Consider the following 23,770-nt stretch of genomic DNA (forward strand, 5'->3'; position numbering starts at 1 on the left):
GGCCCTGCGCCGGCGCACCTGCCCCTCGGCCCTGCGCCCTCGGCCCTGCGCCCGCGACCCTCGGCGTCCTCGGCCCGCCCCCGGAGGTCAGAGCGGTCCGCGCCGCAGCCGCACCCTGTAGGAGTACTGCTCCGGCAGGAAGTGACTGACCGCCAGCTCGACGCGCTCGCCGGTGGCCGTTGCGTACAACCGGTCGATCCGCAGTACCGGATGGTGCGGCTCGCAGCGCAGCTCCACCGCCACCTGCTCCGGCGCGGCCGCCACCGTGATGCTCTGTTCGGCGTCCGTGATGGGCGCGGGCAGCCGCTCGTCGAGCAGCCCGATCACGGTGACGGTGCTGACGCTTCCCTCGCCGGTGAGTTCGGGAACGGACTGCACCGCCGCGGCGACGTGTGGCGGCAGCGACACGGTGGTGTGGCAGAACGGCATGCCCTCGTGGAGCCGCAGGAAGGCCGCGGAGTGCACCACGTCGCTCTCCAGGCCCAGCCTGCCCGCCGCGTCCAGATCGACCCGCCTGCGCAGCGGCGCCGACAGCCGCATGGTCGTGTCGAGGGACAGGCTCATCAGGTCGTCCACCGAACCGAACTGGCGCAGATAGCGGCCACCGCGCGGCGCCGCGAACGTGCCACGGCCGGGCACCCGCTGCACCAGCCCCTCCGCGACGAGATCCTGGAAGGCACGGCGGACGGTCTGTCTGCTCACCCGGTACGTGCGAGCCAGCTCCGCCTCCGTGGGCAGCCGCGTGCCTTCGGGACAGCTGTGCGAGAGAAGTCCTGCGCGCAGATCGTCGGCGAGGGCCCGGTAGGCACTGCGGGCACGGCGAGGCCCGCCCGCAGCCGCGGGCGCCGCGGCACCCGCGGCTCTGTCCGCACCCGTTCCGTTGCCGCTGCCGCCGCCCGTCACGCGAGGGTCACCTCAGCGGTGGCGTGTGCGTCCTCGCGGCAACTGGCCACCCACAGACGCACGATGCCACTGCCACTGCCACCGCCCCTGCCACCGTCGTCGGCCCGGCTTTCCCGGGCCGCCCCTTCCGCCCCGCCCACCTCATCCACATCGTCCGCCCGCCCCGTCGCCCCTTCCGTCCCGGGCTCTCCGCACGTCAGCAGCCGTTCACCGCAGAAGACCGGCTTGCGCAGCCTGTACGACAGTGCACGCACCGCACGGTCCGGTGCCTCGCGCCGCACGAGCTCCAGCATCGACAGCACCAGCAGCGGCCCGTGCACGACGAGCCCCGGGTACCCCTCGGTGCCCGTGGTGTACGGGGCGTCGTAGTGGATGCGGTGGGCGTTGGCCGTGAGGGCGCTGAAGCGGAACAGCAGGGCGGGGTCGGTGCTCCACGGTGATTGCCAGGACGCGCCGGCCTCCGGCGCCGTCACCGTGTCGGGGACGAGGCCCTCCGGGACGGGCGCTCCGCCGCCGCTGCGGTAGACGAGGTTCTGTTCCTCCGTCAGGCACAGCGCGCCCTGCTGCCGGTACTCGCTCCGCACCGTCACGAACAGCAGCGCGCCGCTGCGGCCCTCCTTGACCTCGACTCCGCTGACGGAGCTGGTCACTTCGGCGGGGCTGCCCAGCGTCAGCGGCGCGTGCACCTCGAGCCGTCCACCGGCGAACATCCTCCGCCGCTGCGGCAGCGGTGGCAGGAAGTGCCCGTCGCGAGGGTGCCCGTCCGTGCCGAGTTCGTGCTGGCGCGGCCAGCGCAGGAAGTGCAGCCACTGCCACAGCGGGGGAAGCGGCTGCCCGGCCACGGCGGCAGCCGCCGGCAGCCCGAGCACCGCCGACAGCGCCGCCGAAGGTCCCGGGTCGAGGGCGTCGGTGCTGTGTTCGGGGCCGGGCCGCCACGTCCGTGCGACGTCCCGGAGGACGTCCGCGCCGCCGCGGCCTTCGGAACCGCCGGACCCGGCCCCGGACTCGGACGCGGACGCGGACGCGGGCTCGGTCTCGGACACGGGCTCGGACACGGCATCTCCTCGCTCTCCCGCTTCCGCGCGGGGGCCGCGTGCGGCGGCTCCGGTACGTACAAAGCAGGGGAATTCTGTGGAGCGCACGGCCCCTGGGTCAAGAAGTCCTGAAGTTCTCCCAGTTCACAGCCGCATTGACAGCGCGAATGAATTGGCCGTACAAATCGAGCGGTACCAGCGGAGTTGACGGCAGCCCGGCGGAGCACACGGAGACGAACGGAGAGCGCCCATGAGCGACGTCCGGCCGCTGGACGGCATCACGGTCGTCAGCCTCGAACAGGCCGTGGCAGCGCCGTTCGCGACCCGTCAGCTCGCGGACCTCGGCGCCCGCGTCATCAAGATCGAGCGTCCCGGCGGCGGAGACTTCGCCCGCCGCTACGACACGACGGTGCACGGGCACTCCAGCTATTTCGTCTGGCTCAACCGCTCCAAGGAGTCCGTGAGTCTGGACGTGAAGGACGAGCGCGGCCGCGCCGTGCTGGACCAACTCCTCGCAGAAGCCGATGTGTTCGTCAGCAATCTCGCTCCCGGCGCCGCCGCGAGACTGGGCCTCTCCCCCGAGGAGGTCACCGCCGCACACCCGCGTCTGATCCCCTGCACGATCTCCGGATACGGAACGAGCGGCCCATGGGCTGACCGCAAGGCCTACGACCTTCTCGTGCAGTGCCAGACCGGCCTCGTCTCCCTGACCGGCACCAGCAGTGAGCCCGCGAGGACGGGCGTGTCCGTCGCGGACATCGCTGCCGGGATGTACGCCTACAGCGGGGTCCTGACGGCCCTGTTCACCCGGGCGACCACCGGCGTCGTCCGCCCCGTCGAGGTGTCCCTCTTCGAGGCGCTGGCCGAGTGGCTGGGCCAGCCCGCCTACTACACCGCGCACACGGGCACACAGCCCCCGCGTCTGGGCACGCAGCACCCCACCATCGCCCCGTACGGCGCCTACACGGCGGCCGACGGCAAGGAGGTGCTCTTCTCCATCCAGAACGAACGCGAATGGGCCGCTCTGTGCACGGACTTCCTCGAGGACCCGGCGCTGACCGAGGACCCGCGCTTCGCCACCTCCTCCGACCGGGTGGAGCACAGGGAGGAGCTCAACGCCCTCCTCGCCGCCCGTTTCGCCCGCTCCGGGTCCGAGGAGATCATCGCCACCCTCGACCGGATCGGCGTCGCCTGCGCGGGCGTCAACTCTGTCGCCGAGTTCCTGGCACACCCGGTCCTCAGCGGCCGCGACCGCTGGCGCGAAGTGGGCGTCCCCGGAGGGTCCGTGCGTGCGCTGCTGCCGCCGGTCGACCTCGCCGGTACGAGCGCCCGCATGGACCCGGTCCCGGCGCCCGGTGAGCACACGGCGGACATCCTCGGCGAGCTCGGCCACTCCGCGGACTCCGTCGAGGCGCTGCGCGCCGACGGCGTCGTCTGACGCGGCCCGGCAGTACCGCCCTGCCCGGCCCCGCCCCGGCCGGGAGCGGCCACGGCCTCGCCCCGGTCGGCCCCCTCGTCCCGCCTCGCGGGAGGCGCCCGGCGGCGCGCGGACTTATCGTCGATGGCATGCGTCCTGGTGAAGCCAGTTACGACATCCTTCTGCAGCCGCAGACGGCCGACATCGAAGGCCACCCGGAGCACGGCCCCGTGCTCCGGGTGATCACGGTACGGGCGACGGGCGCGCAGGGTGAGAGCGGCTATCCGCGTTACGCGGGCGAAGGCGTCGAGGCGGACGTCGACCCCCGGACCCGTACCGTCGAAGCGATCACCGTCGACGGCGAGGAACTCCCGTACGGGTGGGTCGCGTTGGTCGCCGACCAGGACGGCGCCGGGGCGAACTGACTGCCCGGCCGACGGCCGAGCTCCCCATGGGACTCACCGCTCTCCCACGACCGAGCGGGCGGGCCGCCGCCGTTCCGGTCCGACGGTCTGACGGGCCGGCACCCCGCAGCTGCTCGGCCGGTCCGACGGCCGGTCCCGGCACTCGTCGATCGCGACGGTCACCTCCCCGTCGGCAGCGCCGGAACCCTGACCGGGCCCGTGCTGGTACGGAGCCCCTCCGGCCGAGGTCCAGGCCAGGGCGGGCCAGGCGGGGGCGAGCCCTCTCTCGGACCTTCGGGCCGGCGGGCCGTCAGGCCGTCAGGCCGTCAGGCCGTCAGGCCGCCCGCACTCCCGCCACGGTGAGGTCCGTGATCCGCTGCGCTGCGTCCGCACGGAAGAGGTCACGGCCACGGCGTATGCGCTGCTCGCGCGCCGGACCCGGCCGCACGACCCGCTCCAGCGCGGCTGCCAACTCCTCGTGGCCGGTGGCGAGTTCGGTCAGACCGGCATCCGCCATCTCCCGTATGCCTTCTGCGCCGTGACCGGGCAGCGGCCGGTATCCGATCAGCGGAAGCCCGGCGGCGAGGGCCTGGGCGGCGGTCTGCCCCGCCGCGTTGTCGACGAGCGCGTGCGCGGAGGCCATCAGCCCGGCCATGTCCTCGACCCATCCCAGCGCGAGCGTCCCGGGCAGCCACGCGGCACGCCGGCGCAGCTTCTCGTCACCGCCGCACAGCAGTACGGGGCAGAAGCCGGCGGCCTCCAGCTCCCGTGCCGTGTCCGTCAGCGCGGACCCGACACCCCACGCTCCCGCGGAGAGCAGGACAACCGGCCTGCCGGGAGCGAACTGTTCGAACTCCCCCCGCCAATGCGCGGAATCCACTCCGCTCTCCCCGCCGGAGCTCCCCGCCGCGAAGCGGGCCGGCACGACGGGCCCCGTCGCTTCCGCCCGGCTTCCCGTGACGGCGGCGGCGGTGCGTGCGGCGGCTCCGGTGACGCACAGGTACGCGTCGTTGCCCGGATGGAGCCATCCGCGGTGCACGGCGAAGTCGACGACCGTCACCACGCTCGGTATGCGCAGCGTTCCGCGCCGGCGCAGACGGCCCGTCACCTGAGCCGACAGATGGAAGGTGGAGACCACCGCGTCGGGCTGCCAGCTCTCGACGGCATTCATCAGCGGCCGCTCGGCGAGCGCCGCCAGCGGCGCGCTGCCCGGCCTCGGCACCGCGGCGGCGCCCCGCCCGGCCGGACGGGGCGCGAGGAACGCTGCGTAGATCCACGCGTAGAGCTGGGGAACGTGCCGCACCGATCCCCGGTAGCCCGAGCGGAGCGCCGTCCCTACCCCCGACGGGAGCAGTGTCAGCACATCCATGATCCGGGCCGAGTGACCACGGGCCCGCAGCCGGTCGGCGAGTTCGCCCGCGACCGCGTCGTGGCCCGCGCCCATGCTGGCGCTCAGCAGCAGAAACCGTTGCCGCACAGTGCTCCCCCACATCCGGTGATCGGTGACGGACGCCCGGTCCGTCGCCCGTACGGACTGCTTGGGTGCCGCGGTACGGCCGCGGCGAACCGGGCCCGATCGGGTGATTCGCGCTGCTGTGCGATCGAACCCCCGCAGGCGGCTGCGGTGGATAGCCAGCATTCTGGGAGTCCTGCTCCTGATCACGGGAGGGTGTCATGTTCGAGGGTTCTGGGCGGCTAGTGGTGCGCGGCACTCAGCGGCCGGTGGCGCTCATCACCGGTGCCTCGTCGGGCATCGGCACGGCGGTCGCCGAGACGCTCGCGGCGGAAGGCAGCTGGCGCCTGCTGCTGAACGGGCGTGACGAGGAGCGGCTGAACGACGTGGCGGTACGGACGCGGGGCACCGCTCTGCCCGCCGACGTCACCGATCCGCAGTCGCGCGCCGGCCTGGCCCGCGAGGCGGTGGCGCACGGCGGACGGGTCGACGCACTGGTCGCTGCGGCGGGCATCGGCTGGGCAGGGCCGTTCACCGCGCAGCCCGAGGAGTCCATCGACCGGCTGCTGTCGGTCAATCTGTCCGCCGTCATGCACCTGGTACGGCTGCTGCTGCCGGGCATGGTCGCCCGCCGCAGGGGCCGCATCGTGCTCATCGGATCCGTGGCGGGCACCGTGGGCGTGCGGAACGAAGCCGTGTACGCGGCGACGAAGGGCGGTCTGATCGCGTTCGCCGACAGTCTGCGCTACGAGCTGGCCTCAACCGGTGTACGCGTCTCGATGGTGCTGCCGGGGGCGGTGGACACTCCCTTCTTCGGGCGCCGCGGTGCCCCGTACCACCGGACGCGTCCGCGTCCGGTTCCTCCCGCACAGGTGGCGTACGCCGTGCGCAGAGCCCTGGTCTACGGAAGGCCCGACGCGTACGTGCCCGGCTGGCTCGGCATGCCCGCCCGGCTGCACGGCGCCGCGCCCGGCGTCTTCCGGTCCCTCGCACAGCGCTTCGGCTAGGAGTCGGAACAACGTGTGGCTGACGGTGGTAAGTGTCGTCCTCGCGCTGCTGGCCGCACTGGCCAACGCCGCGGCGTCCGTGCTGCAGCGGCGGGCGGCGGCGATGGAACGGATCGCCTCCAGCGGCAGGCGCTTCTCCTGGCTCACCCACCTCCTGCACCGGCCGGTGTGGATGTGGGGCACGGGGATGCTCGTCTTCTCCGGGATCTTCCAGGCGGGGGCCCTGGCCACGGGCCCGCTGGCGGTGGTGCAGCCGGTGATGGCCACCGAACTGCTCTTCACGCTCGTCGTGGGCAGCTTCTTCTTCCACCGCCGCCCGGACACCCGCGCCTGGTGGGCTTTCCTGTCGATGGTGTCGGGGCTGGGGGTCTTCCTCGTACTCATCGACCCCTCGGCAGGTACGACGCGGGTGCCCGTCGGGCGGTGGGTGGTGGTCGGACTGGTGCTGCTGGCCGTCGTCCTGCTGCTGATCCTGCTGGCCGCGCGGCTGCCGTCCTCGCCACGGGCGACGGTTCTCGGTACCGCGACGGCTTTCGGTTTCTCCAGCACGGCGGCCCTGATGAAAGACGCGGTCGCCCGGCTCTCGGACGGGCTCGTGGCGCTGCTGACGGCGTGGCAGACCTACGGCGTCGCCGTCATCGGGCTGGCGAGCTTCCTGCTTCTCCAGATGACCCTGCGCGCGGGAACGCTGGTGGCCTCGCAGCCCGCGCTCACTCTGGGCGACTCGATGATGAGCCTCGTGCTGGGCGCGGTGCTCTTCGAGGAGAAGCTGCGGCTCGGGGTGCTCGTCTTCCCGGAGCTGGGGGCCCTGGCGCTGGTCGGCCTGGGCAGCTTCCAGCTGGCGAGAACCCCTGAAGTCTCGGGCGATCACGAGGGACAAGTCTGGTGAGCGCGGCAGCGCCGGACCGCGACCAGCGGACCGCCGGGGCCGCCCGCGAGGCGGCCCTGTGGGCGGGCGCGGCCGCCCTCGCCCTCGCGGGCTGGCATCTGGGGCCGGCGGCGAGCTGGCTGCCGGGGGTCCGCAGAGCAGTCAGTCCGGGCCTGGACGGCCGCGGCGACCCCGGCCACGTGGCGCTCACCTTCGACGACGGTCCGGATCCGCTCAGCACCCCGTACTTCCTGGAGGAGCTGCGGCGGCTCTCGGCCCGGGCCACCTTCTTCGTCCTCGGCAGCCGTCTCGAGCGGTATCCGCAGCTGGGACGGCGCATCGTGGCGGAGGGCCACGAGCTGGCCGTGCACGGCTGGCGTCACGAGAGGTTCTGGCATCCGAGGCCTCGCAGCGACGTGCGCGACCTGGCGCGCGCCGCGGACTCGGTGCACCGCGCGTCCGGTTCGCGGCCGCTCTGGTACCGCCCGCCCTACGGCGTCCTCACCGCGACGCGGCTGGCTGCGGCGCGACGGGCCGGGCTGCGCCCGGTGCTGTGGACGGCGTGGGGCCGCGACTGGACGGCGGAGTCCGACGCGGACAGCGTCCTCGCGGAGCTGGCGAAGCGGATGGGCGGCGGAGCGACCGTACTGCTGCACGACTCGGATCACGCGTGCGCCCCGCGCGCCTGGCACTCGGCACTGGACGCGCTGCCGCACCTGGTGATGCGGTGCAGGGCCGAGGGGCTGACGGTGGGTCCGCTGGCCGAACACGGCCTGCGGACCACATGACGTCCGCTCCCCCGGCCCTCCGCCGGACCGCGCGCTGCGCCTGCCGGCGCCGGGTCAGCAGATGCGCGGCAGCTGCTCCCCCACCGGCAGGTCCACCACGCGTGTGCCGCCCAGCCCGGTGCGGGCGACGACCATCCCGGGGTGCGTCTCGACGCACTCCCCGATGATCGCCGCTTCCGCGCCCAGCGGGTGCTCCCGCATGGCCGCCAGCACCGCCTCCGCGTGCTCGCGGGGGACGAAGGCGACGAGCTTGCCCTCGTTCGCCACGTACATCGGGTCCAGGCCCAGTACGGCGCACGCGTTGGCCACCGGCGGGGGCACCGGGACCGCCTTCTCCCGCAGGACCACGCCGACCGTCGCCGCCACGGCGATCTCGTTGAGCGCCGCGGCAAGGCCGCCGCGCGTCGGGTCGCGCAGCACGTGCAGATCGGGCGTGACGGCGAGCATCGCTTCGACGAGGCCGCCGAGCGCGGCGCAGTCACTCTCGACGTCGACACCGAACTCCAGGCCGTCCCGCACGCTCATCACGGCGACGCCGTGCACGCCGATCGCGCCGCTGACGATGACGACGTCACCCGGCACGGCGCGCTGCGGGCGGATGTCCACGCCCTCGGGGATGAGCCCGATGCCCGCGGTGTTGAGGTAGATGCCGTCGCCGCGCCCGGCCTCGACGACCTTGGTGTCGCCGGTCGCGACCTCGACGCCTGCGGTGCGGGCCGCGGCGCCCAGGGCCTCGGCGACCCGGGAGACGAGCGGCACCTCGACCCCCTCCTCCAGGATGAAACCGCAGGAGAGGTAGGCCGCCCGTGCGCCGCTCATCGCCAGGTCGTTGACGGTTCCGTTGACGGCGAGGTCACCGATGCTGCCACCCGGGAAGAACAGCGGCCGTACGACGAAGGAGTCGGTGGAGAAGGCCAGCCGAGTCCCTCCCAGCGTCACAGCCGCCGAGTCGGCGAGCCCGGCGAGCACTTCACCGCCGAAGGCGGGCGCGAAGATGTGCTGGACGAGTTCGGAGGAGAGGGCTCCGCCGCCGCCGTGACCCATGACCACACGGGGCTGGTCCCGCAGCGGCGCGGGGCACGTCCAGCCGGAGAAGTCCGGTGCGGCGGTAGATGTTTTCGGCTCGGCGAGGCCGGTGGTCTCAGACAACGGGGCTTCCCTCCAGCGGTGCGGACGCGGGTGCGGTGCTCTTGCCGTCCGGGGTGCGGGGGGCATTGACGGCAGCCGGAGCGGCCGTCCGCGCGGCCTGTTCCGCGCCGCTGCCCGAACTCTCCAGCCGGCGGTAGAGGTAGTACGCGGCGCAGGCGCCCTCGCTGGAGACCATCGTCGCCCCGAGCGGGGTGCGCGGCGTGCAGGTCGTCCCGAACGCCTCGCACTCGTGCGGCTTGAGCAGCCCCTGCAGCACCTCGCCGCTGCGGCACTCCTCGGGTTCGCGGGTGTCGATGTCCGTCACCGCGAAGCGGTACTCGGCGTCGAACTCCCGGTGGCGGGCGGCCAGTCGCCATCCGCTGCCGGGGATGACGCCGATGCCCCGCCAGGAGCGGTTGGTGACCTCGAAGATGTCGGCGAGCATCGCCTTCGCTGCCGGGTTGCCCGCGGGCGGCACCACGCGCGCGTACGCGTTCTCGACGGTGTGCTCGCCCCGCTCCAGCTGCCGCACCGCTCGGCGCACGCCCTCGAGCACGTCGAGCGGTTCGAAGCCCGTCACGACGATCGGCACCCCGAACCGCTCGGCCAGCTCCGGGTATTCACCGGTGCCCATCACACTGCACACGTGCCCGGCGGCGAGGAACCCCTGCACCCGGCACGACTCCGACTGCATGATCGCCTCGATCGCGGGCGGCACGCGGACGTGCGAGACGAGCATGCTGAAGTTGCGGATGCCCAGCTTGCGCGCCTGGTGGACCGTCATGGCGTTGGGCGGCGCCGTCGTCTCGAAGCCGATGCCGAAGAAGACGACTTCCCGCGCGGGGTTCTCCTGCGCGATGCGCAGGGCGTCCAGCGGCGAGTAGACGACACGGACGTCTCCGCCCTCGCCACGCACCTGGAAGAGGTCGCGCCCTGTTCCGGGCACGCGCAGCATGTCGCCGTAACTGCAGAAGATCACCTCGGGCCTGGAGGCGATCTCCAGGGCCTTGTCGATGACTTCGAGCGGCGTGACGCACACCGGGCAGCCCGGTCCGTGGATCAACTCCACCTCGTCGGGCAGCAGTTGGTCGATGCCGTGCCGGATGATGGAGTGTGTCTGGCCGCCGCAGACCTCCATGAGCGCCCAGGGACGGGTGACGGTGGCGTGGATGTCCTCCACCAGTCTGCGGGCCAGTTCCGGGTTCTGGAATTCGTCGATGTACTTCACTTCGCCGCCTCCTGAGCAGCCAGCTCCCAGGGGTCACCGAACTCCTCCTCCAGCAACCCGAGTTCCTCGAACAGCGCGAGCGTCTGCCGCGCCGACTCCTCGTCCAGCCGCTGCAGCGCGAAGCCGACGTGGACGATGGTGTACTCGCCGGCTTGCAGGTCCGGCAGGTATTCGCAGCACACTTCCTTCGCCACACCGCCGAAATCGACCGTGGCCATGCGGGTGCCGTCCCGCTCCTTGATCTCCAGCACCTTGCCGGGTACTGCCAGGCACATGGGTCTTCTCCTCGCTCTGTGGGGCTGTGGGACTGTGGCTCTGCAGGGGTCGGGCCGAGCCGTCTACCGGACGGCCGCCGCCCGGTCCGGCGTCGTGCCTCGTGCGCCGTCCGTGGGCCGGGCCTGTTCCGTCTGCGACGCTTCCGGCGGCCCGGACGCTTCCGTGCGTGCCGCGATCATCAACTGGCCCAGGGCGAGGCCCCCGTCGTTGGGCGGCACGAGGCGGTGCCGCAGCACGGTGAACCCGTCCTCGCTCAGCAGCCGCGCACAGGCCGCGGACAGCAGGGAGTTGGCGAAGACGCCGCCGCTGAGCGCGACCGTCTCCAGCCGGTGCCGCTCCCGGGCCGCGCGGCAGACGCGGAGGACGAGTGCCGCGACCGACCGGTGGAAGCGCGCGGCCGTCGCCCCGGAGGGCACCCCGGCCCGTACGTCCGCGACGATCCCCGCGAGTACCGGCGCCGGATCGCAGGCCAGGGTCTCCGCCGCCGTGGTCCGCAGCGCGAACGCCCACTCGCGGCCGCCCTGTTCGCCTTCGTGAGGGACGGCGACCGCCTCGAGTTCCATGGCGGCCTGGGCCTCGTACCCGGCGTGGTGGCACACACCCGCGAGCGAGGCCGCCGCGTCGAAGAGCCGCCCCATGCTGGAGGTCGGCACACATCCCAGTCCGCGCTCCAACTGGACGCCGAGCGCCTTGAGTTCGTCCTCGGGGCAGGCGGCCGTGCACGGGAGGTCGCGCTCCCAGGGCAGGCCCGCCGCGTACAGATGCGCCAGCGCCATCCGGTAGGGGCGCCGCACCGCCGCGTCGCCGCCCGGCATCGGCACGGGACTCAGATGAGCCAGCCGCCTGTATCCGTCGTAGTCGGCGAGGAGGAACTCACCGCCCCACACCGTCGCGTCGTCGCCGTAACCCGTGCCGTCGAAGGCGACACCGATGACGGGGGACGTGCCGTCCAGTCCGTGTTCCGCCATGACGGAGGCGATGTGCGCGTGGTGGTGCTGCACGCGGCGCAGCGGCCGCCCGCGGGCGTTGCGCTCGGCCCAGCCGGCGGACCGGTAGCCGGGGTGCCGGTCCGCGGCCAGCAGGGCCGGACGCACCCCGGTGATCTCCTCCAACTGCCGCTCCGCGCCGTCGAAGGCGGTGAGTGTGGCGAGGTCGTCCATGTCGCCGATGTGCGCGGAGAGCCAGGCGTGGTGGCCCTCGCCGACACAGAAGGTGTTCTTCAGGTCGCCGCCCACGGCGAGTGCGGGCGTCACGGGTTTCGGCAGATTGACGGGGAACGGGGCGTACCCCCGGGAGCGGCGCACGGGCAGCTGCTCCCCGGCAACGGCCCTGACGACCGAGTCGTCGCAAGGCACATGGATCGGCCGGTCGTGCATCAGCCAGGCATCGGCGAGCGGGGCGAGCCGCTCGAGCGCCTCCTCGTCGGAGGTGACGATCGGTTCGCCGCCGAGGTTGCCGCTGGTCATCACCAGCAGCCGTGGTCCGGGAGGGTCGCCGGGCAGTCCGAGGAGCAGGTGGTGCAGCGGTGTGTACGGAAGCATGATGCCCAAGTCGGCGCTGCGCGGTGCCACTTCGTCCGCCACGGGCGGGGCGCCGCGACCCGGCCCGTCCGTGCGTCTGCGCAGCAGCACGATGGGACGGCGGCCCCCGCCGAGCAGACCGCGCGCCACGGCGTCCAGATGCACGAGCCGCCCGGCGTCCTCCAGGTCGCGCGCCATCAGCGCGAACGGCTTGTCACCGCGGGCCTTGCGGCGGCGCAGCAGGCGCACGGCCGCGGGGTCGGACGCGTCGCACGCGAGGTGGTAGCCCCCAAGGCCCTTGACCGCCACGACGGCGCCCTCGGCGAGCAACTTCCGTGCGGCGGCGACCGGTTCACCGCTCCCCGCGCCGGCCGCACCGTTCGTTCCCGGCACATGCAGCCGCAGCCGCGGCCCGCAGTCGTGGCACGAGACGGGCTGCGCGTGGAAGCGGCGGTCGCCGGGGTCGCCGTACTCGCGGGCGCACCGCTCGCACATCGGAAAGCGTTCCATCGTGGTGTGGGCGCGGTCGTACGGAAGGCCTGTGACGATCGTGAAGCGGGGTCCGCAGTGCGTGCACGTGATGAAGGGGTGCCGGTAGCGCCGGTCGCCCGGGTCGTTCATCTCGGCGAGACAGTCCGCGCAGGTAGCGGTGTCCGGCGCGACGAGGGTGCGTACGGTGCCTCCGCTGCCGCGGGACTCCGCGATGCTGAATCCGCGTCCGCCGGCCAGGTCCATCGGTTCGTGCGTCACGGACTGGACCACGGCCAGCGGCGGGGCGTCCGAACTGATGCGGCCGCAGAAGGCCGCGAGCGCGTCCACCCCGCCCTCGACCTCGGCGACGACGCCGTCCCCGGTGTTGGCGACGTGTCCGGAGAGCCCGAGCTCACCGGCGAGCGCGTAGACGAAGGGCCGGAAGCCGACGCCCTGCACCACGCCCCGCACGGTGACCTTGCGGCGCTGCGCCTCGCGGGAGTCCTCCGTACCGGTGCGTGCCGCTGTGGCCGTGCCGTGCTGCGGGTTCACGAGTGGCTGCGGGCCGGCACACCGGCGGTCGGTGCGTGCGGGTGGGTGTGCGTGTGGCCGTCGTGAGCATGCGCGTGGGCGTGCGTTTGCCCGAACGCGGTGGCGACGCCGGAAGCGGAGGCGGTACGGGCCATGACGGGCCGGTGCGCCCGATCGCCGCCGGCGACGGCCAGCGCCCGGTCCAGCACCAGGCCCACGCCCGTCCCCCGCCGCGCCGACGTCAGCACCACCTCGACACCCGGGTTGACCTGGCGGACGTTCGCCCGGAACGCGTCCTCGTCGAAGCCCGCCGCCTCCGCGATGTCGTCCTTCGTGACGACCACGAGCTGCGCCAGACCGAACGCCGTGGGGTACTTCAGCGGCTTGTCCTCGCCCTCCGTCACCGAGGCGAGGACGACGCGCAGCGACTCCCCCAGGTCGTAGGAGGCCGGGCAGACGAGGTTGCCCACGTTCTCCACGAACAGCAGGCGGGTGTCGTCGGGCAGCCAGCCCTCCAGCTGCGCCCGGAGCATGTCGGCCTCCATGTGGCACAGCCCGTCGGTGAGCACCTGCTTGACCGGAACGCCCGCCCGGGAGAGGCGCTCCGCGTCATGCTCGGTGGCCAGGTCCGCCGTCAGCGCGGCGACGGGCACGCCGCGCGAGGCGGCGAGCGCGAGTTCCGCCTCGAGCAGTGCCGTCTTGCCGCTGCCGGGGCTGGAGAGGAGATTGACGACCGTCGTTCCACGGGCGCCAAGTTCCGTGCGTAGTGTCCCGGCGCACTCGTCGTTCTTCACGAGCACCGCTTGTTGCAGATCGACGACTCGGCACATGCGTCTCAGCTCTCCTTGACCTGTACGGGGGCGGGGTGTGCGGCGCCGTCAGCGGTACCGCTGCCGGTGTGGCGGAGGCCGACGACCTGCAGTTCACGCCCCTGCACCAGGTCGGCCCTGCCGCCGTCGCACTGCGGGCAGCACAGCTGGGGCGGCATGCCGGTGGCCCACTCCGCTCCGCAGGGGGCGCACCGGGCTCTGCCCGGTACGTGGTCGATGAGGAGTTCGGCGCCGTCGAGAACGGTCCCGGCGCACGCGAGTGAGAAGCAGAAGCGCAGGGAGTCGGCCACCACCCCGGCGAGCTCGCCGAGGCGCAGCCGTACGGCGGACACCGTCCCGTACCCGTCAGCGGCGGGGCTCTCGGTCACCTGCTCCACCATCGCCACAGCGATGGACATCTCGTGCATCTCATCCCTCCGCGTCGCGGTTCATTACAGGCCCGGCCCAGCGGGGCTCACCCCTGACACGCCGCCCCCCGGCGGGAAGGTGATCCGTTCGGCTCACGGTCTCCGGCGCGGTTACGTTGTGGCGTATCTACCTATATGTCAGATTTTTAAATCGGCATTGATCTGAGAGCTGTACGAGCGGTCGGCGACGGTGCGAAGGGATCGGTCCCCATGGGCGACGAGACGGCAACGGCAGCGACAGCGACGGCACCTGGAGCGGCGCTGGAGGAGATCCATATCCTGTGGACCTCGGAGGGCCTGAGCTGCGACGGCGACACGGTCTCGGTGACCGCGGCCTCGCTGCCCAGCCTGGAGGACGTGGTACTCGGCGCCATCCCCGGCCTTCCCAAGGTCCACCTGCACAACAAGGTGCTGGCCTACGAGACCGGCGAGGACTTCCTGGCGGCCTTCCGCAAGGGAGCAAGCGGTGAGCTGGGGCCGTTCATCCTCGTCGTCGAGGGGTCCATCCCGAACGAGAACATCAACGGTGACGGCTACTGGACCGCCATGGGCAACGACCCGGACACGGGGGAGCCGGTCACCCTCAACACCTGGCTCGACCGGTTGGCCCCGCAGGCATGGGCCGTCGTCGCGATCGGCACCTGTGCCACGTACGGCGGCATTCACGCGATGGCGGGCAATCCGACCGGCTGCATGGGGCTGGCCGACTATCTCGGCTGGGACTACCGCTCCAAGGCCGGTCTGCCGATCGTCAACGTCCCCGGGTGTCCCGTGCAGCCGGACAACTTCATGGAGACGCTGCTGTGGGTCCTCCACCAGGCGGCCGGGCTGGCACCCACCATCCCGCTCGACGAGAACCTTCGGCCCACCTGGCTGTTCGGCAAGACCGTCCACGAGGGCTGCGACCGCGGCTCGTACTACGAGCAGGGCGACTTCGCCAAGGACTACAACTCCCCCAAGTGCCAGGTGAAGATCGGCTGTTGGGGGCCGGTCGTCAACTGCAACGTCACCAAGCGCGGCTGGATGGACGGCGTCGGCGGCTGCCCCAACGTGGGCGGCATCTGCATCGGCTGCACCATGCCCGGGTTCCCCGACAAGTTCATGCCGTTCATGGACGAGCCGCCCGGGGGCTCGCTCTCCTCGTCGCTGATGGGTCTGTACGGACCGTTCATCCGCAGCCTCCGGTCGATCACCAACCGTTCGGCGAACCGTGAACCCAAGTGGCGGCACGACGAGCCCGCGCTGACATCCGGCTACCAGCCCCGCTGGACCGGCCGCAACTAATCCGTTAAGCGACCTGCGAGAGGAACGAGAAGTGGCGACCGCCCAGCAGACCACCAAGGCCCCGGGTACCGGTGAGCGCGAACTGACCGAAGTGGCCTTCGACCCGATCACCCGGATCGTCGGCAACCTCGGGATCTACACGAAGATCAACTTTCCGGGCCGTGAGGTGGTCGAGTGCCGCAGCACCTCGTCCATCTTCCGCGGCTACAGCGTCTTCATGAAGGGCAAGGACCCGCGGGACTCGCACTTCATCACCAGCCGGATCTGCGGCATCTGCGGCGACAACCACGCCACATGCTCGGTCTACGCCCAGAACATGGCGTACGGCGTGAAGCCTCCGCCGCTCGCCGACTGGATCATCAACCTCGGCGAGGCGGCCGAGTTCATGTTCGACCACACGATCTTCCAGGACAACATGGTCTTCGTCGACTACTGCGAGCGCATGGTCAAGGAGACGAATCCCGGAGTCCTCGAGCGCGCCGAGCGCACCGCCGCGCCCCGTGCCGAGTCCCACGGCCACCGCACCATCGCCGACATCATGCGCTCCTTCAACCCGTTCGAGGGTGAGACGTACAAGCAGGCGCTGGTGATGAGCAGGCTGACGCGCGAGATGTGCTGCCTGATGGAGGGCCGCCACGTCCACCCGTCGACGCTCTACCCGGGCGGCGTCGGCACCGTCGCGACGCCGCAGCTCTTCACCGACTACCTGGTGCGGCTGATGCGCTGCATGGACTTCGTCAAGCGCGCGGTCGCCATGAACGACGACGTCTTCGACTTCATCTACGAGGCGCTGCCGGGCTACGAGGAGGTCGGGCGCAGACGCACGATGCTCGGCTGCTGGGGCAGCTTCCAGGACCCCGACGTCGTCGACTACGACTACCGGACGATGAACACCTGGGGCAATTCCATGTTCGTCACCCCCGGCATCGTCGTCGACAACAAACTGGTCACCACCGACCTCGTCGACATCAACCTCGGCATGCGCATCCTGCTCGGCAGCAGCTACTACGAGGACTGGACCTCCGAGGAGACGTACGTCGACCGGGACCCGCTGGGCAACCCCGTCGACCGGCGGCACCCCTGGAACCAGACGACGCTCCCGCAGCCGCAGAAGCGCGACCTCGACGGCGGCAAGTACAGCTGGGTCATGAGCCCGCGCTGGTACGACAAGCGGACGGGGGACCATCTGGCCCTCGACACCGGCGGCGGTCCGATCGCCCGGCTGTGGGCGACCTCGCTGGCAGGAAAGGTCAACACCCCGTACGTGCGTTCCACCGGCCGCAGCGTCCAGATCGATCTGCCGAAGACGCCGATGACGCCGGAGACGCGGCTGGAGTGGACGCCGCCGGCCTTCCCCAACACCATCGAGCGCAACCGCGCGCGGATGTACTTCGTCGCGTACGCGGCAGGCATGGCGCTGCACTTCGTCGACCGTGCGCTGGACGAGGTGCGCGCGGGGCGCACGAAGGTCTTCGAGGACTTCAAGGTCCCGGAGGAGGCCATCGGCGTCGGCTTCCACGAGGCGGTGCGCGGCGTGCTCTCCCACCACCTCGTCATCCGCGACCGCAAGATCGCCAACTACCACCCCTATCCCCCGACGCCGTGGAACGCGAGCCCCCGCGACCACTACGGCACGCCCGGCCCGTACGAGGACGCCGTCCAGGGCATGCCGATCTTCGAGGAGAACAGCAAGGAGAACTTCAAGGGCATCGACATCATGCGCACAGTCCGCAGCTTCGACCCCTGTCTGCCCTGCGGGGTGCACATGTACCTCGGCGGCGGGCGGACCGTGCGGGAGAGCCACTCCCCCACCTTCGGCGCTCTCGCGTGAGGCGGCTGGGATGAGGTGGAACGAGCGCGAGGCGCGTGAACACGTGGCCCGGACCGAGCAGTTGCTCTCCGGGCTGGACGGCATCACCGACACCGCCGTCCGCGAGCAGGCCCTCGACGCGCTGCACGCACTGGCCGCGATGTACGGCGAGTGCCTCGACCGGGTGATGAGCGGAGCCGACGACGCGACGCGGGCGGCGATCGCGGGCGACGAACTTGTCGGTCACCTGCTGCTGGTCCACGGGCTCCACCCCGAGGCTGCCGGGCAGCGGGTGCGCCGCGCCCTGGAGGACATGCGCGGCGTCACGGTGCTCTCCGCCGACGAGGCCGGGGTGCGCGTGCGCATCGCCCCGCAGGGCTGCGGCGCTCCGTCCCCGGAAGAGCTGGCGCAGACGGTCCGCGAGACGGTCGCCTGGGCGGCGCCCGAGGTCGCCCGGGTGGAGACCGAGGACGCCGCGCCGGAGTCGGCGCTGATCCCCGTGGACTCCCTCTTCCGGGGCGCCGCCGCGCAGCCCGCCGGGAACCGGTGAGCGGCGTGGGCCCCGCGGCGCCGTCGCACCCGGTGAGCGGTGCGGCACGGGGCATGCCGGGCGGTCGGCTGCGTGCCCTGCTGGAGCGGCCGCAGGCCACCGGGGCCCCGGGAAGTGCCGGAGCGTCCTCAGCCGCCGACGCCGAGCGGTGCGACCTGTGTGCCGAGCAGGTGCCGGAGAGTCACCGGCACCTGCTGGACGTCCAGGAGAGTTCGGTGCTGTGCACATGCGGGCCGTGTGCTCTGCTCTTCGGCCAGAGCACGGCGGGCGGCAGGCACTACAAGCTGCTGCCGGACCGCCGGACCCCGCTGGATGGATTCCGGATCGACGCGATGCTCTGGGCCCGGCTCCGGGTCCCGGTCGGCCTGGCGTTCTTCGTACGCGACGGCGCGTCCGGCGAGGTGGGCGTGGGGTACCCCAGTCCTCTGGGCGTGACACGCTCCGCCGTCGAACCGGAGGTCTGGGAAGAGCTCACACGGGGGTACCCGGAGCTGGCAGAACTCGCGGACGACGTGGAGGCGCTGCTGGTGCACCGCTCGGACGGCGCGGACGAGCACTGGATCGTCCCGCTCGACGACTGCTACCGGCTCGCGGCCCTCGTACGCACCCACTGGCGGGGGCTGTCCGGCGGCCCCGAAGTGCGCGAGCACCTGGACGCGTTCTTCGCGGGACTCGCCGGGCCCTCCCCGAAGCCCCGCACGAGCGGAACCGCCGTGCTGCCGAGCACAGCGGACGAACCGAGGAGTCAGCATGGCTGAGATCAAGGTCGGCAGGCCGCACGTCAGGCCCGACAAGGCCGCACACGTCACCGGAGTACGCCAGGGCAATCACGAGGGCGTGTACAAGCGTCAGCCGGGACACCTGCCCGACGACACCTCCACCGCCCGCAGGTCCACGGGCATCGGCTCGAAGTCGAAGGACCCGATCCTGCCCGGCATGCCGAACCTCTCCCCCGCGTGAAGGCGCACACCGCCCCGAGCGCGACCGAAGCGCCGCCCGGCCCCGGCGCCGGGCGGCGCACTGACCTGCCCGACCTGGACTTCACCGTCACGGGTGCACGTCCCATGGCCGACGCCGCCGTACCGACGCTGGTCTTCCGGCTCGCCCTCGCACGCAGCGGCGGCGGCAGGGTCCGCTCCGTCTCGCTCAACACGGACGTGCGCATCGCGGTGGCCCGGCGGGGCTACGACAGGGCCGACCGGCTGGTCATGGCCAGGCTCTTCGGCCAGCCCGAGCAGTGGGCCACCAGCATGCACCCGCTGACCTGGGCCAGGATCAGCATGGTCGTCCCGCCCTTCGACGAGCGTGCGGAGAGCGATCTGCCGGTGCCCTGCAGCCGGGACATGGAGCTCGCAGTCACGTCGTACTTCCACGGAGTGCGCGACGGGGAGATCCCGCTGGAGTTCCTCTTCAGCGGGACCGTCTTCCACGACGGGCCCGACGGGCGGCTGCGCACCGCGCAGATCTCCTGGACCAAGGACGCCGCCTTCCGCCTTCCCGCCGCCCTCTGGCACGAGGTGACGGGCAGTTACGACGGCGGCACGAGCTGGCTGCCGCTCTCGCCCGGCACCTACGGCGAACTCACGGCCCACCGGGACCGCCACGCACTGACGAGCTGGGACGAGACGGTCTCCGACCTGCTCGCCCGCGCACGGAACACCGCAGGAGGTACGGCGTGGACGCCGTAGAGAAGATCGCCCGCGCCTGTCTCTACGAGGGATACCTGCTGTGGCCGTACCGCAGGGGCGCGCTGAAGAACGCCCAGCGCTGGACCTTCGGCGGCGTCTACCCACAGCGCTGCGGCGAGCTGATCGGTGAACCCTCGCGGATGCGCACGGAGGTGCTGCTGCGCGGCAGCCCGGCGGCGAAACTGACGGTGCACGTACGGTTTCTGCAGGTCATCGACCGGCAGGTGTACCGCAACGGGCCCACGGGGCCGGTTCCCGTCGACGAGCTTCGCGTGGCCGGCCACAACCATCTGACGTGGCAGGAAGCGACCGAACGGCGCTGGGTGTGCCCCCCGTGGTCACCGCGCCGCGGTCCGCGCACCAGCACGGTCGACATCGCGGCGGGCTCGGACCGCGAGGCGCTGCGCTCCGAGTCGGGCAGCGTCGCCGGGACGCTCGTGCGGAGCTGGCAGCGGCTGACGGGAAAGGTCCGGCTGTCTTCCGTGCCCGTCACGGACACCGTGATGCGCGTGACGGTGGACGTCCGGAACACTTCGCCGTGCCCACTTCCCGCCGCCGGTGCCCGGGGGGCGCGGGACGCGATGGCGCCGTACTCCTTCGTCTCCACACACGCCGTGCTGAACACCGACTCGGGCCAGTTCGTCTCGCTGACCGATCCGCCGGCCGGGCTGCGGGAGGCCGCGGCGGCCTGCGAGAACGTCGGTGTGTGGCCGGTGCTGGTGTCGCAGGACCCGCAGGCCGCGCAGCGCAGCCCGCACTACTCGTCCGAAGTGCTCTCCTCGCCCATCACCCTCTACGACTATCCGGCCGTCGCACCCGAGAGTCCCGGTGACCTCTTCGACGGGGGCGAGATCGACCAGCTGCTCATCCTCAGCGTCCTCAGCCTCACACCCCGCGAGCAGGACGAAGCGCGGGCAACCGATCCGCGCGCACGGGAGATCCTGGACCGCTGCGCATCCCTGGAGCCGGAGGAGCTGGCCGCCCTGCACGGGACGATCCGCGCCTTCCGGCCGGTACTGGAGGCACGATGACCACGGCTTCCGGACGGACCGTCCAGGTCGGGGACGTACGGCTGGGCCGCGGAAGCCGCGTGCGGCTGCGGCCGCGGCAGTCGGCGGACGTGCTCGACCTGGCGCTCACGGGACGCACGGCGGAGGTCGACGCCGTCGAGGAGGACCTGGAGGGCCGCGTCCACGTCGTCGTGACGCTCGACGGCGACGACGGACGGGACTTCCGGACCGGCCTGGGCCACCGCTTCTTCTTCACGCCGGAAGAGGTGGAGCCCGTCGAGAGCGGCCCCGCGGGCCCGCGCATCCTCGTCGCCGGCATCGGCAACTTCTTCATGGCCGACGACGCCTTCGGGCCTGAGGTCGTGAGTGCCATGCGCGGGCGGCCCCTCCCGGAGGGCGTCCACGTCGCGGACTTCGGCATCCGCGGGATGGATCTGGCCTACCGGCTGCTGGAGGGCTACGACGTCGCCGTGCTCGTCGACGCGGCTCCGAGGGGCAAGGAACCCGGCACGGTCCACCTGATCGACCCCGGACCGCCGAGCACCCCGGCGGACACGGCCGACGGCGCCCTTCCGCAGGCGCACGGCATGAACCCCGTGCAGGTGCTCGCGCTCGCGCGGCAGCTGGCGGACGGGACGCAGGAACTGCCCCGCGTGCTCGTCCTGGGATGTGAACCGTCGGTGCGGATGCGCGGCGACGAACCCGACGTGGTCGTCGGACTGAGCGAACCGGTGCGGGCCGCGGTGCCGGTGGCCGCGGACATGCTGGAGTCGCTCACCGGCGAGCTGCTGCGCGATCCGCACCGCGACCTGAGCAGACCTGCAGTTGGGAGGTGAGGGACATGAGGAAAGGGATCTTCATTCCGGCGGTCGCCGTCCGCGTCGCCGTCGGCACCGCCGTGCTGGCGGTGGCCGCGATGACCGCGATCAGCGCACCGGGGATGGTGCGCTACATCAAGATGAAATCGATGTAGGGGCGGCAGGCGTGCGCGCGGCCGGGGGCGGCTCGTCACCTCTCACGGGAGTGCACGGTTCTCACGGGAGTGCACGGTGAACAGACCGCCCTCGGGGTCGACCAGGCGGGCCGAACGCCCGAAGGGATTGTCGCCGGGGCCGGTCGCGACGGCACCGCCGGCGGCGACCGTGGTCTTCGCGGCGTCGTCGACGTCGTCCACGGAGAAGGAGACGTGCCAGCGCGGCCGGATGTGCGGATCGGGCGCGGACTCGATCGCTCCGCCGCGCAGCGTGGCCACGGCGCGGCCGTCGACCCGTACGACGACCGCCTCGTACTGGTAGTCGACCTCGCAGCGTCCCGCTTCGGACGCCCAGCCGAAGACTTCGGCATAGAAGATGGCGGCGGCGAAGGCGTCCCGGGTGCGCAGCTCCAGCCGGGCCGGCAGATCGCGGCGGTCGGCGTCCCAGCTGGAGAGCACCGCGCCCTCCCAGAAGCCGAACGTGGCGCCGGCGAGGTCGGCCGCCAGGGCCGTGCGTCCCTCGCCCATGCGGAGCGGGCCGACCGCCACCGTCGCGCTCCGCTCACGCACACGCGCTGCCGTCGCGTTCGCGTCGGGAACGGCGAAGAACGGCGTCCACTGCACGGCCACGCCCATCGTGCGGGCGATGGCGCCCAGGCCCACCACGGGCACGTCCTCGGAGTAGGCGACGCTGAACTCCTCGCCGAGGCTGGCCCGCCGGAAGGACCAGCCCAGCACCTGGCCGTAGAAGCGCTGGGCGTTCTCGAGGTCGCCCGTCGCCAGGCTCACCCAGCAGGGCGCTCCGTACACGGGTGACACCTCGGAGGCCATGCCGGCTCTCCTCGCCGCTCCTGCGTAGCCGATCAGCGGCCCAGTGCTTTCTGGAGCTGGCGCTTGTTCATCGAGGAGCGGCCCTCGATCCCGCGCTGCCGGGCCTCGTTGTAGAGCTGGTCCCGGGTGGGGCCGCCCTTGGGGCCCATGCCCCGGCCCGAGCGGGTGCCGCCGCGCGCGGATGCGGACCTGCCCTTGGTGGAGGTCCGGCTGGCGCGCTTCGCCTCGCCCGTACGGGCCCGCTCCTTGTTGACCGTCCGGGCTGCGATCTCCTTGGCGCGGCCCTTGGAGGTGCCGCGCTTCTCGGCGCCCTCCTTGATGTGCTCGTACTGCCGCTCACGCTTCGCGTTCGACCCTGCAGGCATGACGCCTCCCTGTCTCACGTTCGGACCAGTGCCCCGGCTACCCGTCCGCAGCGATTGCTAACAAGAAGGCGCATAACGGAAGCGACCGGCGCCTTCGCCCCCGGAGGTTGAAAGCGCGACGACCCGGCGGCGGCGGGCGTCAGCAGGGCAGGGCAGGTCAGGGCAGGAGGCCTCGCGTCAGGGCTTGCGGGCCACCGCGCCGTAGCACGTAGCCTCCGCGTCGGTGACCTGGGAGAGGTCGTGCTCGGGATCGGGACGCCAGCGGTGGGTGACGGTGATGCCCGGGTCGAGCAGCTCCCAGCCGTCGAAGAACCGGGTGAACTCCTCGCGGGTGCGGGCCTGTACGGGGGTGCCGGCCGCGTCGTAGGCGGCGAGGGCCCGCGCCAGCGGCTCCGGGTCGAAGTCCGGGGTGACGTGGCTGATCGTCAGTGTGCTGCCGGAGGGCAGGGCCTCGCGGAAGTACTCGACGACGTCGTGGGCGGTGCGCTCCCCCGGTACGAAGTGGAGCAGCGCGATCAGGCTCAGGGCGACGGGGCGGCCCAGGTCGAGGGTCTCGCGCACCTGGGGGGACTTCAGCAGGGCCTCGGGGTCGCGGGCGTCGCACTGCACGTAGGCGGTGCGGCCCTCGGGGCTGCTGCGCAGCAGGGCGTGCGCGTGGGTGAGGACGATGGGGTCGTTGTCGGTGTAGACGACGCGCGCGTCGGGAGCGGTCTCCTGCGCGATCTCGTGCAGGTTGGGCGAGGTGGGGATTCCGGTGCCCACGTCCAGGAACTGGCGCATTCCCATCTGTGCCAGGTGCCGCACCGAACGGTGCATGAACTGCCGGTTGGCGCGGGCGGCGACCAGCAGGGCGGGGAAGACGGCCATGGCTTTGCCGGCGCTCTCGCGGTCGGCCGGGAAGTTCGTCGTGCCGCCGAGGAAGTAGTCGTACATCCTCGCCGAGTGGGCCCGGTCGAGCGCCAGGTCCACCGCGCCCTCGTCAACGGCCACAGGA

Annotated in this window: 26 protein-coding genes; 14 read left to right on the forward strand and 12 right to left on the reverse strand. The window is 72.2% G+C overall.

The window, feature by feature from the left end:
* Positions 1-87: 87 nt before the first annotated feature.
* Positions 88-903, reverse strand: coding sequence for a GntR family transcriptional regulator (locus EV375_RS03525; protein WP_130298151.1), 816 nt, complete (start codon positions 901-903; stop codon positions 88-90).
* Positions 900-1,958, reverse strand: a complete 1,059-nt coding sequence (locus EV375_RS03530; RefSeq protein ID WP_486588250.1) for an HTD2 family dehydratase — start codon at positions 1,956-1,958, stop codon at positions 900-902. Before EV375_RS03530 ends, EV375_RS03525 begins: the two co-directional genes overlap by 4 nt.
* Positions 1,959-2,187: 229 nt before the next feature.
* Between EV375_RS03530 and EV375_RS03535 the strand changes: the two genes are divergently transcribed.
* Positions 2,188-3,375: a CaiB/BaiF CoA transferase family protein gene (locus tag EV375_RS03535; RefSeq protein ID WP_130298152.1), complete on the forward strand. Its 1,188-nt coding sequence runs from the start codon at positions 2,188-2,190 to the stop codon at positions 3,373-3,375.
* 128 nt (positions 3,376-3,503) lie between these two features.
* The gene (locus tag EV375_RS03540; RefSeq protein ID WP_130298153.1) at positions 3,504-3,779 is read left to right on the forward strand and encodes a hypothetical protein; all 276 of its coding nucleotides are present in this window, start codon (positions 3,504-3,506) and stop codon (positions 3,777-3,779) included.
* 313 nt (positions 3,780-4,092) lie between these two features.
* Here EV375_RS03540 and EV375_RS03545 read toward each other — a convergent pair whose 3' ends face one another.
* Entirely contained in the window at positions 4,093-5,235 is a 1,143-nt protein-coding gene (locus EV375_RS03545; RefSeq protein ID WP_486588251.1) for an MGDG synthase family glycosyltransferase, read from the reverse strand.
* A gap of 197 nt (positions 5,236-5,432) precedes the next feature.
* Between EV375_RS03545 and EV375_RS03550 the strand changes: the two genes are divergently transcribed.
* Genes EV375_RS03550 through EV375_RS03560 form a run of 3 tightly spaced genes read left to right on the forward strand, consistent with a single transcriptional unit; the run spans position 5,433 to position 7,874 of the window.
* Positions 5,433-6,218, forward strand: coding sequence for an SDR family oxidoreductase (locus tag EV375_RS03550; RefSeq protein ID WP_130298155.1), 786 nt, complete (start codon positions 5,433-5,435; stop codon positions 6,216-6,218).
* A 19-nt stretch (positions 6,219-6,237) separates the two neighbouring features.
* Positions 6,238-7,107, forward strand: a complete 870-nt coding sequence (locus tag EV375_RS03555; protein ID WP_130301563.1) for a DMT family transporter — start codon at positions 6,238-6,240, stop codon at positions 7,105-7,107.
* The gene (locus EV375_RS03560; protein WP_486588252.1) at positions 7,104-7,874 is read left to right on the forward strand and encodes a polysaccharide deacetylase family protein; all 771 of its coding nucleotides are present in this window, start codon (positions 7,104-7,106) and stop codon (positions 7,872-7,874) included. The genes EV375_RS03555 and EV375_RS03560 overlap by 4 nt, the downstream gene beginning before the upstream one ends.
* A 54-nt stretch (positions 7,875-7,928) precedes the next feature.
* On the opposite strand, the gene hypE is transcribed toward EV375_RS03560, so the two are convergent.
* The 6 genes from hypE to EV375_RS03590 form a co-directional block, all read right to left on the reverse strand.
* Positions 7,929-9,023, reverse strand: a complete 1,095-nt coding sequence (hypE, locus tag EV375_RS03565; RefSeq protein WP_486588253.1) for a hydrogenase expression/formation protein HypE — start codon at positions 9,021-9,023, stop codon at positions 7,929-7,931.
* Complete coding sequence (gene hypD / locus EV375_RS03570; protein WP_130298157.1) at positions 9,016-10,230, reverse strand: hydrogenase formation protein HypD; 1,215 nt, start codon at positions 10,228-10,230, stop codon at positions 9,016-9,018. The genes hypE and hypD overlap by 8 nt, the downstream gene beginning before the upstream one ends.
* Positions 10,227-10,505 carry a HypC/HybG/HupF family hydrogenase formation chaperone gene (locus EV375_RS03575; RefSeq protein WP_130298158.1) on the reverse strand — a complete coding sequence of 93 codons (279 nt, stop codon included), beginning with the start codon at positions 10,503-10,505 and terminating at the stop codon, positions 10,227-10,229. The genes hypD and EV375_RS03575 overlap by 4 nt, the downstream gene beginning before the upstream one ends.
* A gap of 63 nt (positions 10,506-10,568) precedes the next feature.
* A complete protein-coding gene (gene hypF / locus EV375_RS03580; RefSeq protein ID WP_130298159.1) occupies positions 10,569-13,049 on the reverse strand; it encodes a carbamoyltransferase HypF in 2,481 nt (826 codons plus the stop codon).
* Positions 13,046-13,858 (reverse strand): hydrogenase nickel incorporation protein HypB, encoded by an 813-nt coding sequence (gene hypB / locus EV375_RS03585; protein ID WP_130298160.1) that lies wholly within the window; start codon positions 13,856-13,858, stop codon positions 13,046-13,048. The genes hypF and hypB overlap by 4 nt, the downstream gene beginning before the upstream one ends.
* 5 nt (positions 13,859-13,863) lie before the next feature.
* Entirely contained in the window at positions 13,864-14,265 is a 402-nt protein-coding gene (locus EV375_RS03590; RefSeq protein WP_130298161.1) for a hydrogenase maturation nickel metallochaperone HypA, read from the reverse strand.
* 210 nt (positions 14,266-14,475) lie between these two features.
* On the opposite strand from EV375_RS03590, the gene EV375_RS03595 reads away from it, so the two are divergent.
* The 9 genes from EV375_RS03595 to EV375_RS29530 all read left to right on the forward strand — a co-directional run bounded on the left by EV375_RS03595 (position 14,476) and on the right by EV375_RS29530 (position 21,580).
* A complete protein-coding gene (locus EV375_RS03595; protein WP_130298162.1) occupies positions 14,476-15,549 on the forward strand; it encodes an NADH-quinone oxidoreductase subunit B family protein in 1,074 nt (357 codons plus the stop codon).
* Between the two features lie 91 nt (positions 15,550-15,640).
* Positions 15,641-17,380, forward strand: a complete 1,740-nt coding sequence (locus tag EV375_RS03600; protein ID WP_486588689.1) for a nickel-dependent hydrogenase large subunit — start codon at positions 15,641-15,643, stop codon at positions 17,378-17,380.
* A 10-nt stretch (positions 17,381-17,390) separates the two neighbouring features.
* A complete protein-coding gene (locus tag EV375_RS03605) occupies positions 17,391-17,909 on the forward strand; it encodes a nitrogen fixation protein NifU (RefSeq protein ID WP_130298164.1) in 519 nt (172 codons plus the stop codon).
* A gap of 53 nt (positions 17,910-17,962) precedes the next feature.
* Positions 17,963-18,667: a DUF5947 family protein gene (locus tag EV375_RS03610; RefSeq protein WP_207227974.1), complete on the forward strand. Its 705-nt coding sequence runs from the start codon at positions 17,963-17,965 to the stop codon at positions 18,665-18,667.
* The gene (locus tag EV375_RS03615) at positions 18,660-18,869 is read left to right on the forward strand and encodes a hypothetical protein (protein ID WP_130298165.1); all 210 of its coding nucleotides are present in this window, start codon (positions 18,660-18,662) and stop codon (positions 18,867-18,869) included. Before EV375_RS03610 ends, EV375_RS03615 begins: the two co-directional genes overlap by 8 nt.
* Positions 18,866-19,597: a DUF6084 family protein gene (locus EV375_RS03620; RefSeq protein WP_207227975.1), complete on the forward strand. Its 732-nt coding sequence runs from the start codon at positions 18,866-18,868 to the stop codon at positions 19,595-19,597. Before EV375_RS03615 ends, EV375_RS03620 begins: the two co-directional genes overlap by 4 nt.
* Positions 19,585-20,628, forward strand: coding sequence for a hypothetical protein (locus tag EV375_RS03625; protein WP_130298166.1), 1,044 nt, complete (start codon positions 19,585-19,587; stop codon positions 20,626-20,628). Before EV375_RS03620 ends, EV375_RS03625 begins: the two co-directional genes overlap by 13 nt.
* The gene (locus EV375_RS03630) at positions 20,625-21,443 is read left to right on the forward strand and encodes a hydrogenase maturation protease (protein WP_130298167.1); all 819 of its coding nucleotides are present in this window, start codon (positions 20,625-20,627) and stop codon (positions 21,441-21,443) included. The genes EV375_RS03625 and EV375_RS03630 overlap by 4 nt, the downstream gene beginning before the upstream one ends.
* A gap of 5 nt (positions 21,444-21,448) precedes the next feature.
* Positions 21,449-21,580: a hypothetical protein gene (locus EV375_RS29530; protein ID WP_486588254.1), complete on the forward strand. Its 132-nt coding sequence runs from the start codon at positions 21,449-21,451 to the stop codon at positions 21,578-21,580.
* Between the two features lie 42 nt (positions 21,581-21,622).
* On the opposite strand, the gene EV375_RS03635 is transcribed toward EV375_RS29530, so the two are convergent.
* The 3 genes from EV375_RS03635 to EV375_RS03645 form a co-directional block, all read right to left on the reverse strand.
* Positions 21,623-22,411, reverse strand: a complete 789-nt coding sequence (locus EV375_RS03635) for a VOC family protein (protein ID WP_130298168.1) — start codon at positions 22,409-22,411, stop codon at positions 21,623-21,625.
* Between the two features lie 32 nt (positions 22,412-22,443).
* Positions 22,444-22,776, reverse strand: a complete 333-nt coding sequence (locus tag EV375_RS03640) for a plasmid stabilization protein (RefSeq protein ID WP_130298169.1) — start codon at positions 22,774-22,776, stop codon at positions 22,444-22,446.
* 177 nt (positions 22,777-22,953) lie between these two features.
* Entirely contained in the window at positions 22,954-23,766 is an 813-nt protein-coding gene (locus EV375_RS03645; protein WP_486588255.1) for a class I SAM-dependent methyltransferase, read from the reverse strand.
* Between the last annotated feature and the right edge of the window lie 4 nt (positions 23,767-23,770).

The sequence above is a fragment of the Streptomyces sp. CNZ301 genome, assembly GCF_004217425.1.

Excerpts from the sequence above, each read along its gene's own strand:
- EV375_RS03535 (WP_130298152.1), top strand. The coding sequence starts at position 2,188 with ATGAGCGACGTCCGGCCGCTGGACGGCATCACGGTCGTCAGCCTCGAA.
- EV375_RS03540 (WP_130298153.1), top strand. The coding sequence starts at position 3,504 with ATGCGTCCTGGTGAAGCCAGTTACGACATCCTTCTGCAGCCGCAGACG.
- EV375_RS03550 (WP_130298155.1), top strand. The coding sequence starts at position 5,433 with ATGTTCGAGGGTTCTGGGCGGCTAGTGGTGCGCGGCACTCAGCGGCCG.
- EV375_RS03575 (WP_130298158.1), bottom strand. The coding sequence starts at position 10,505 with ATGTGCCTGGCAGTACCCGGCAAGGTGCTGGAGATCAAGGAGCGGGAC.
- hypB (WP_130298160.1), bottom strand. The coding sequence starts at position 13,858 with ATGTGCCGAGTCGTCGATCTGCAACAAGCGGTGCTCGTGAAGAACGAC.
- EV375_RS03590 (WP_130298161.1), bottom strand. The coding sequence starts at position 14,265 with ATGCACGAGATGTCCATCGCTGTGGCGATGGTGGAGCAGGTGACCGAG.
- EV375_RS03595 (WP_130298162.1), top strand. The coding sequence starts at position 14,476 with ATGGGCGACGAGACGGCAACGGCAGCGACAGCGACGGCACCTGGAGCG.
- EV375_RS03605 (WP_130298164.1), top strand. The coding sequence starts at position 17,391 with ATGAGGTGGAACGAGCGCGAGGCGCGTGAACACGTGGCCCGGACCGAG.
- EV375_RS03610 (WP_207227974.1), top strand. The coding sequence starts at position 17,963 with ATGCCGGGCGGTCGGCTGCGTGCCCTGCTGGAGCGGCCGCAGGCCACC.
- EV375_RS03615 (WP_130298165.1), top strand. The coding sequence starts at position 18,660 with ATGGCTGAGATCAAGGTCGGCAGGCCGCACGTCAGGCCCGACAAGGCC.
- EV375_RS03630 (WP_130298167.1), top strand. The coding sequence starts at position 20,625 with ATGACCACGGCTTCCGGACGGACCGTCCAGGTCGGGGACGTACGGCTG.
- EV375_RS29530 (WP_486588254.1), top strand. The coding sequence starts at position 21,449 with ATGAGGAAAGGGATCTTCATTCCGGCGGTCGCCGTCCGCGTCGCCGTC.
- EV375_RS03635 (WP_130298168.1), bottom strand. The coding sequence starts at position 22,411 with ATGGCCTCCGAGGTGTCACCCGTGTACGGAGCGCCCTGCTGGGTGAGC.
- EV375_RS03640 (WP_130298169.1), bottom strand. The coding sequence starts at position 22,776 with ATGCCTGCAGGGTCGAACGCGAAGCGTGAGCGGCAGTACGAGCACATC.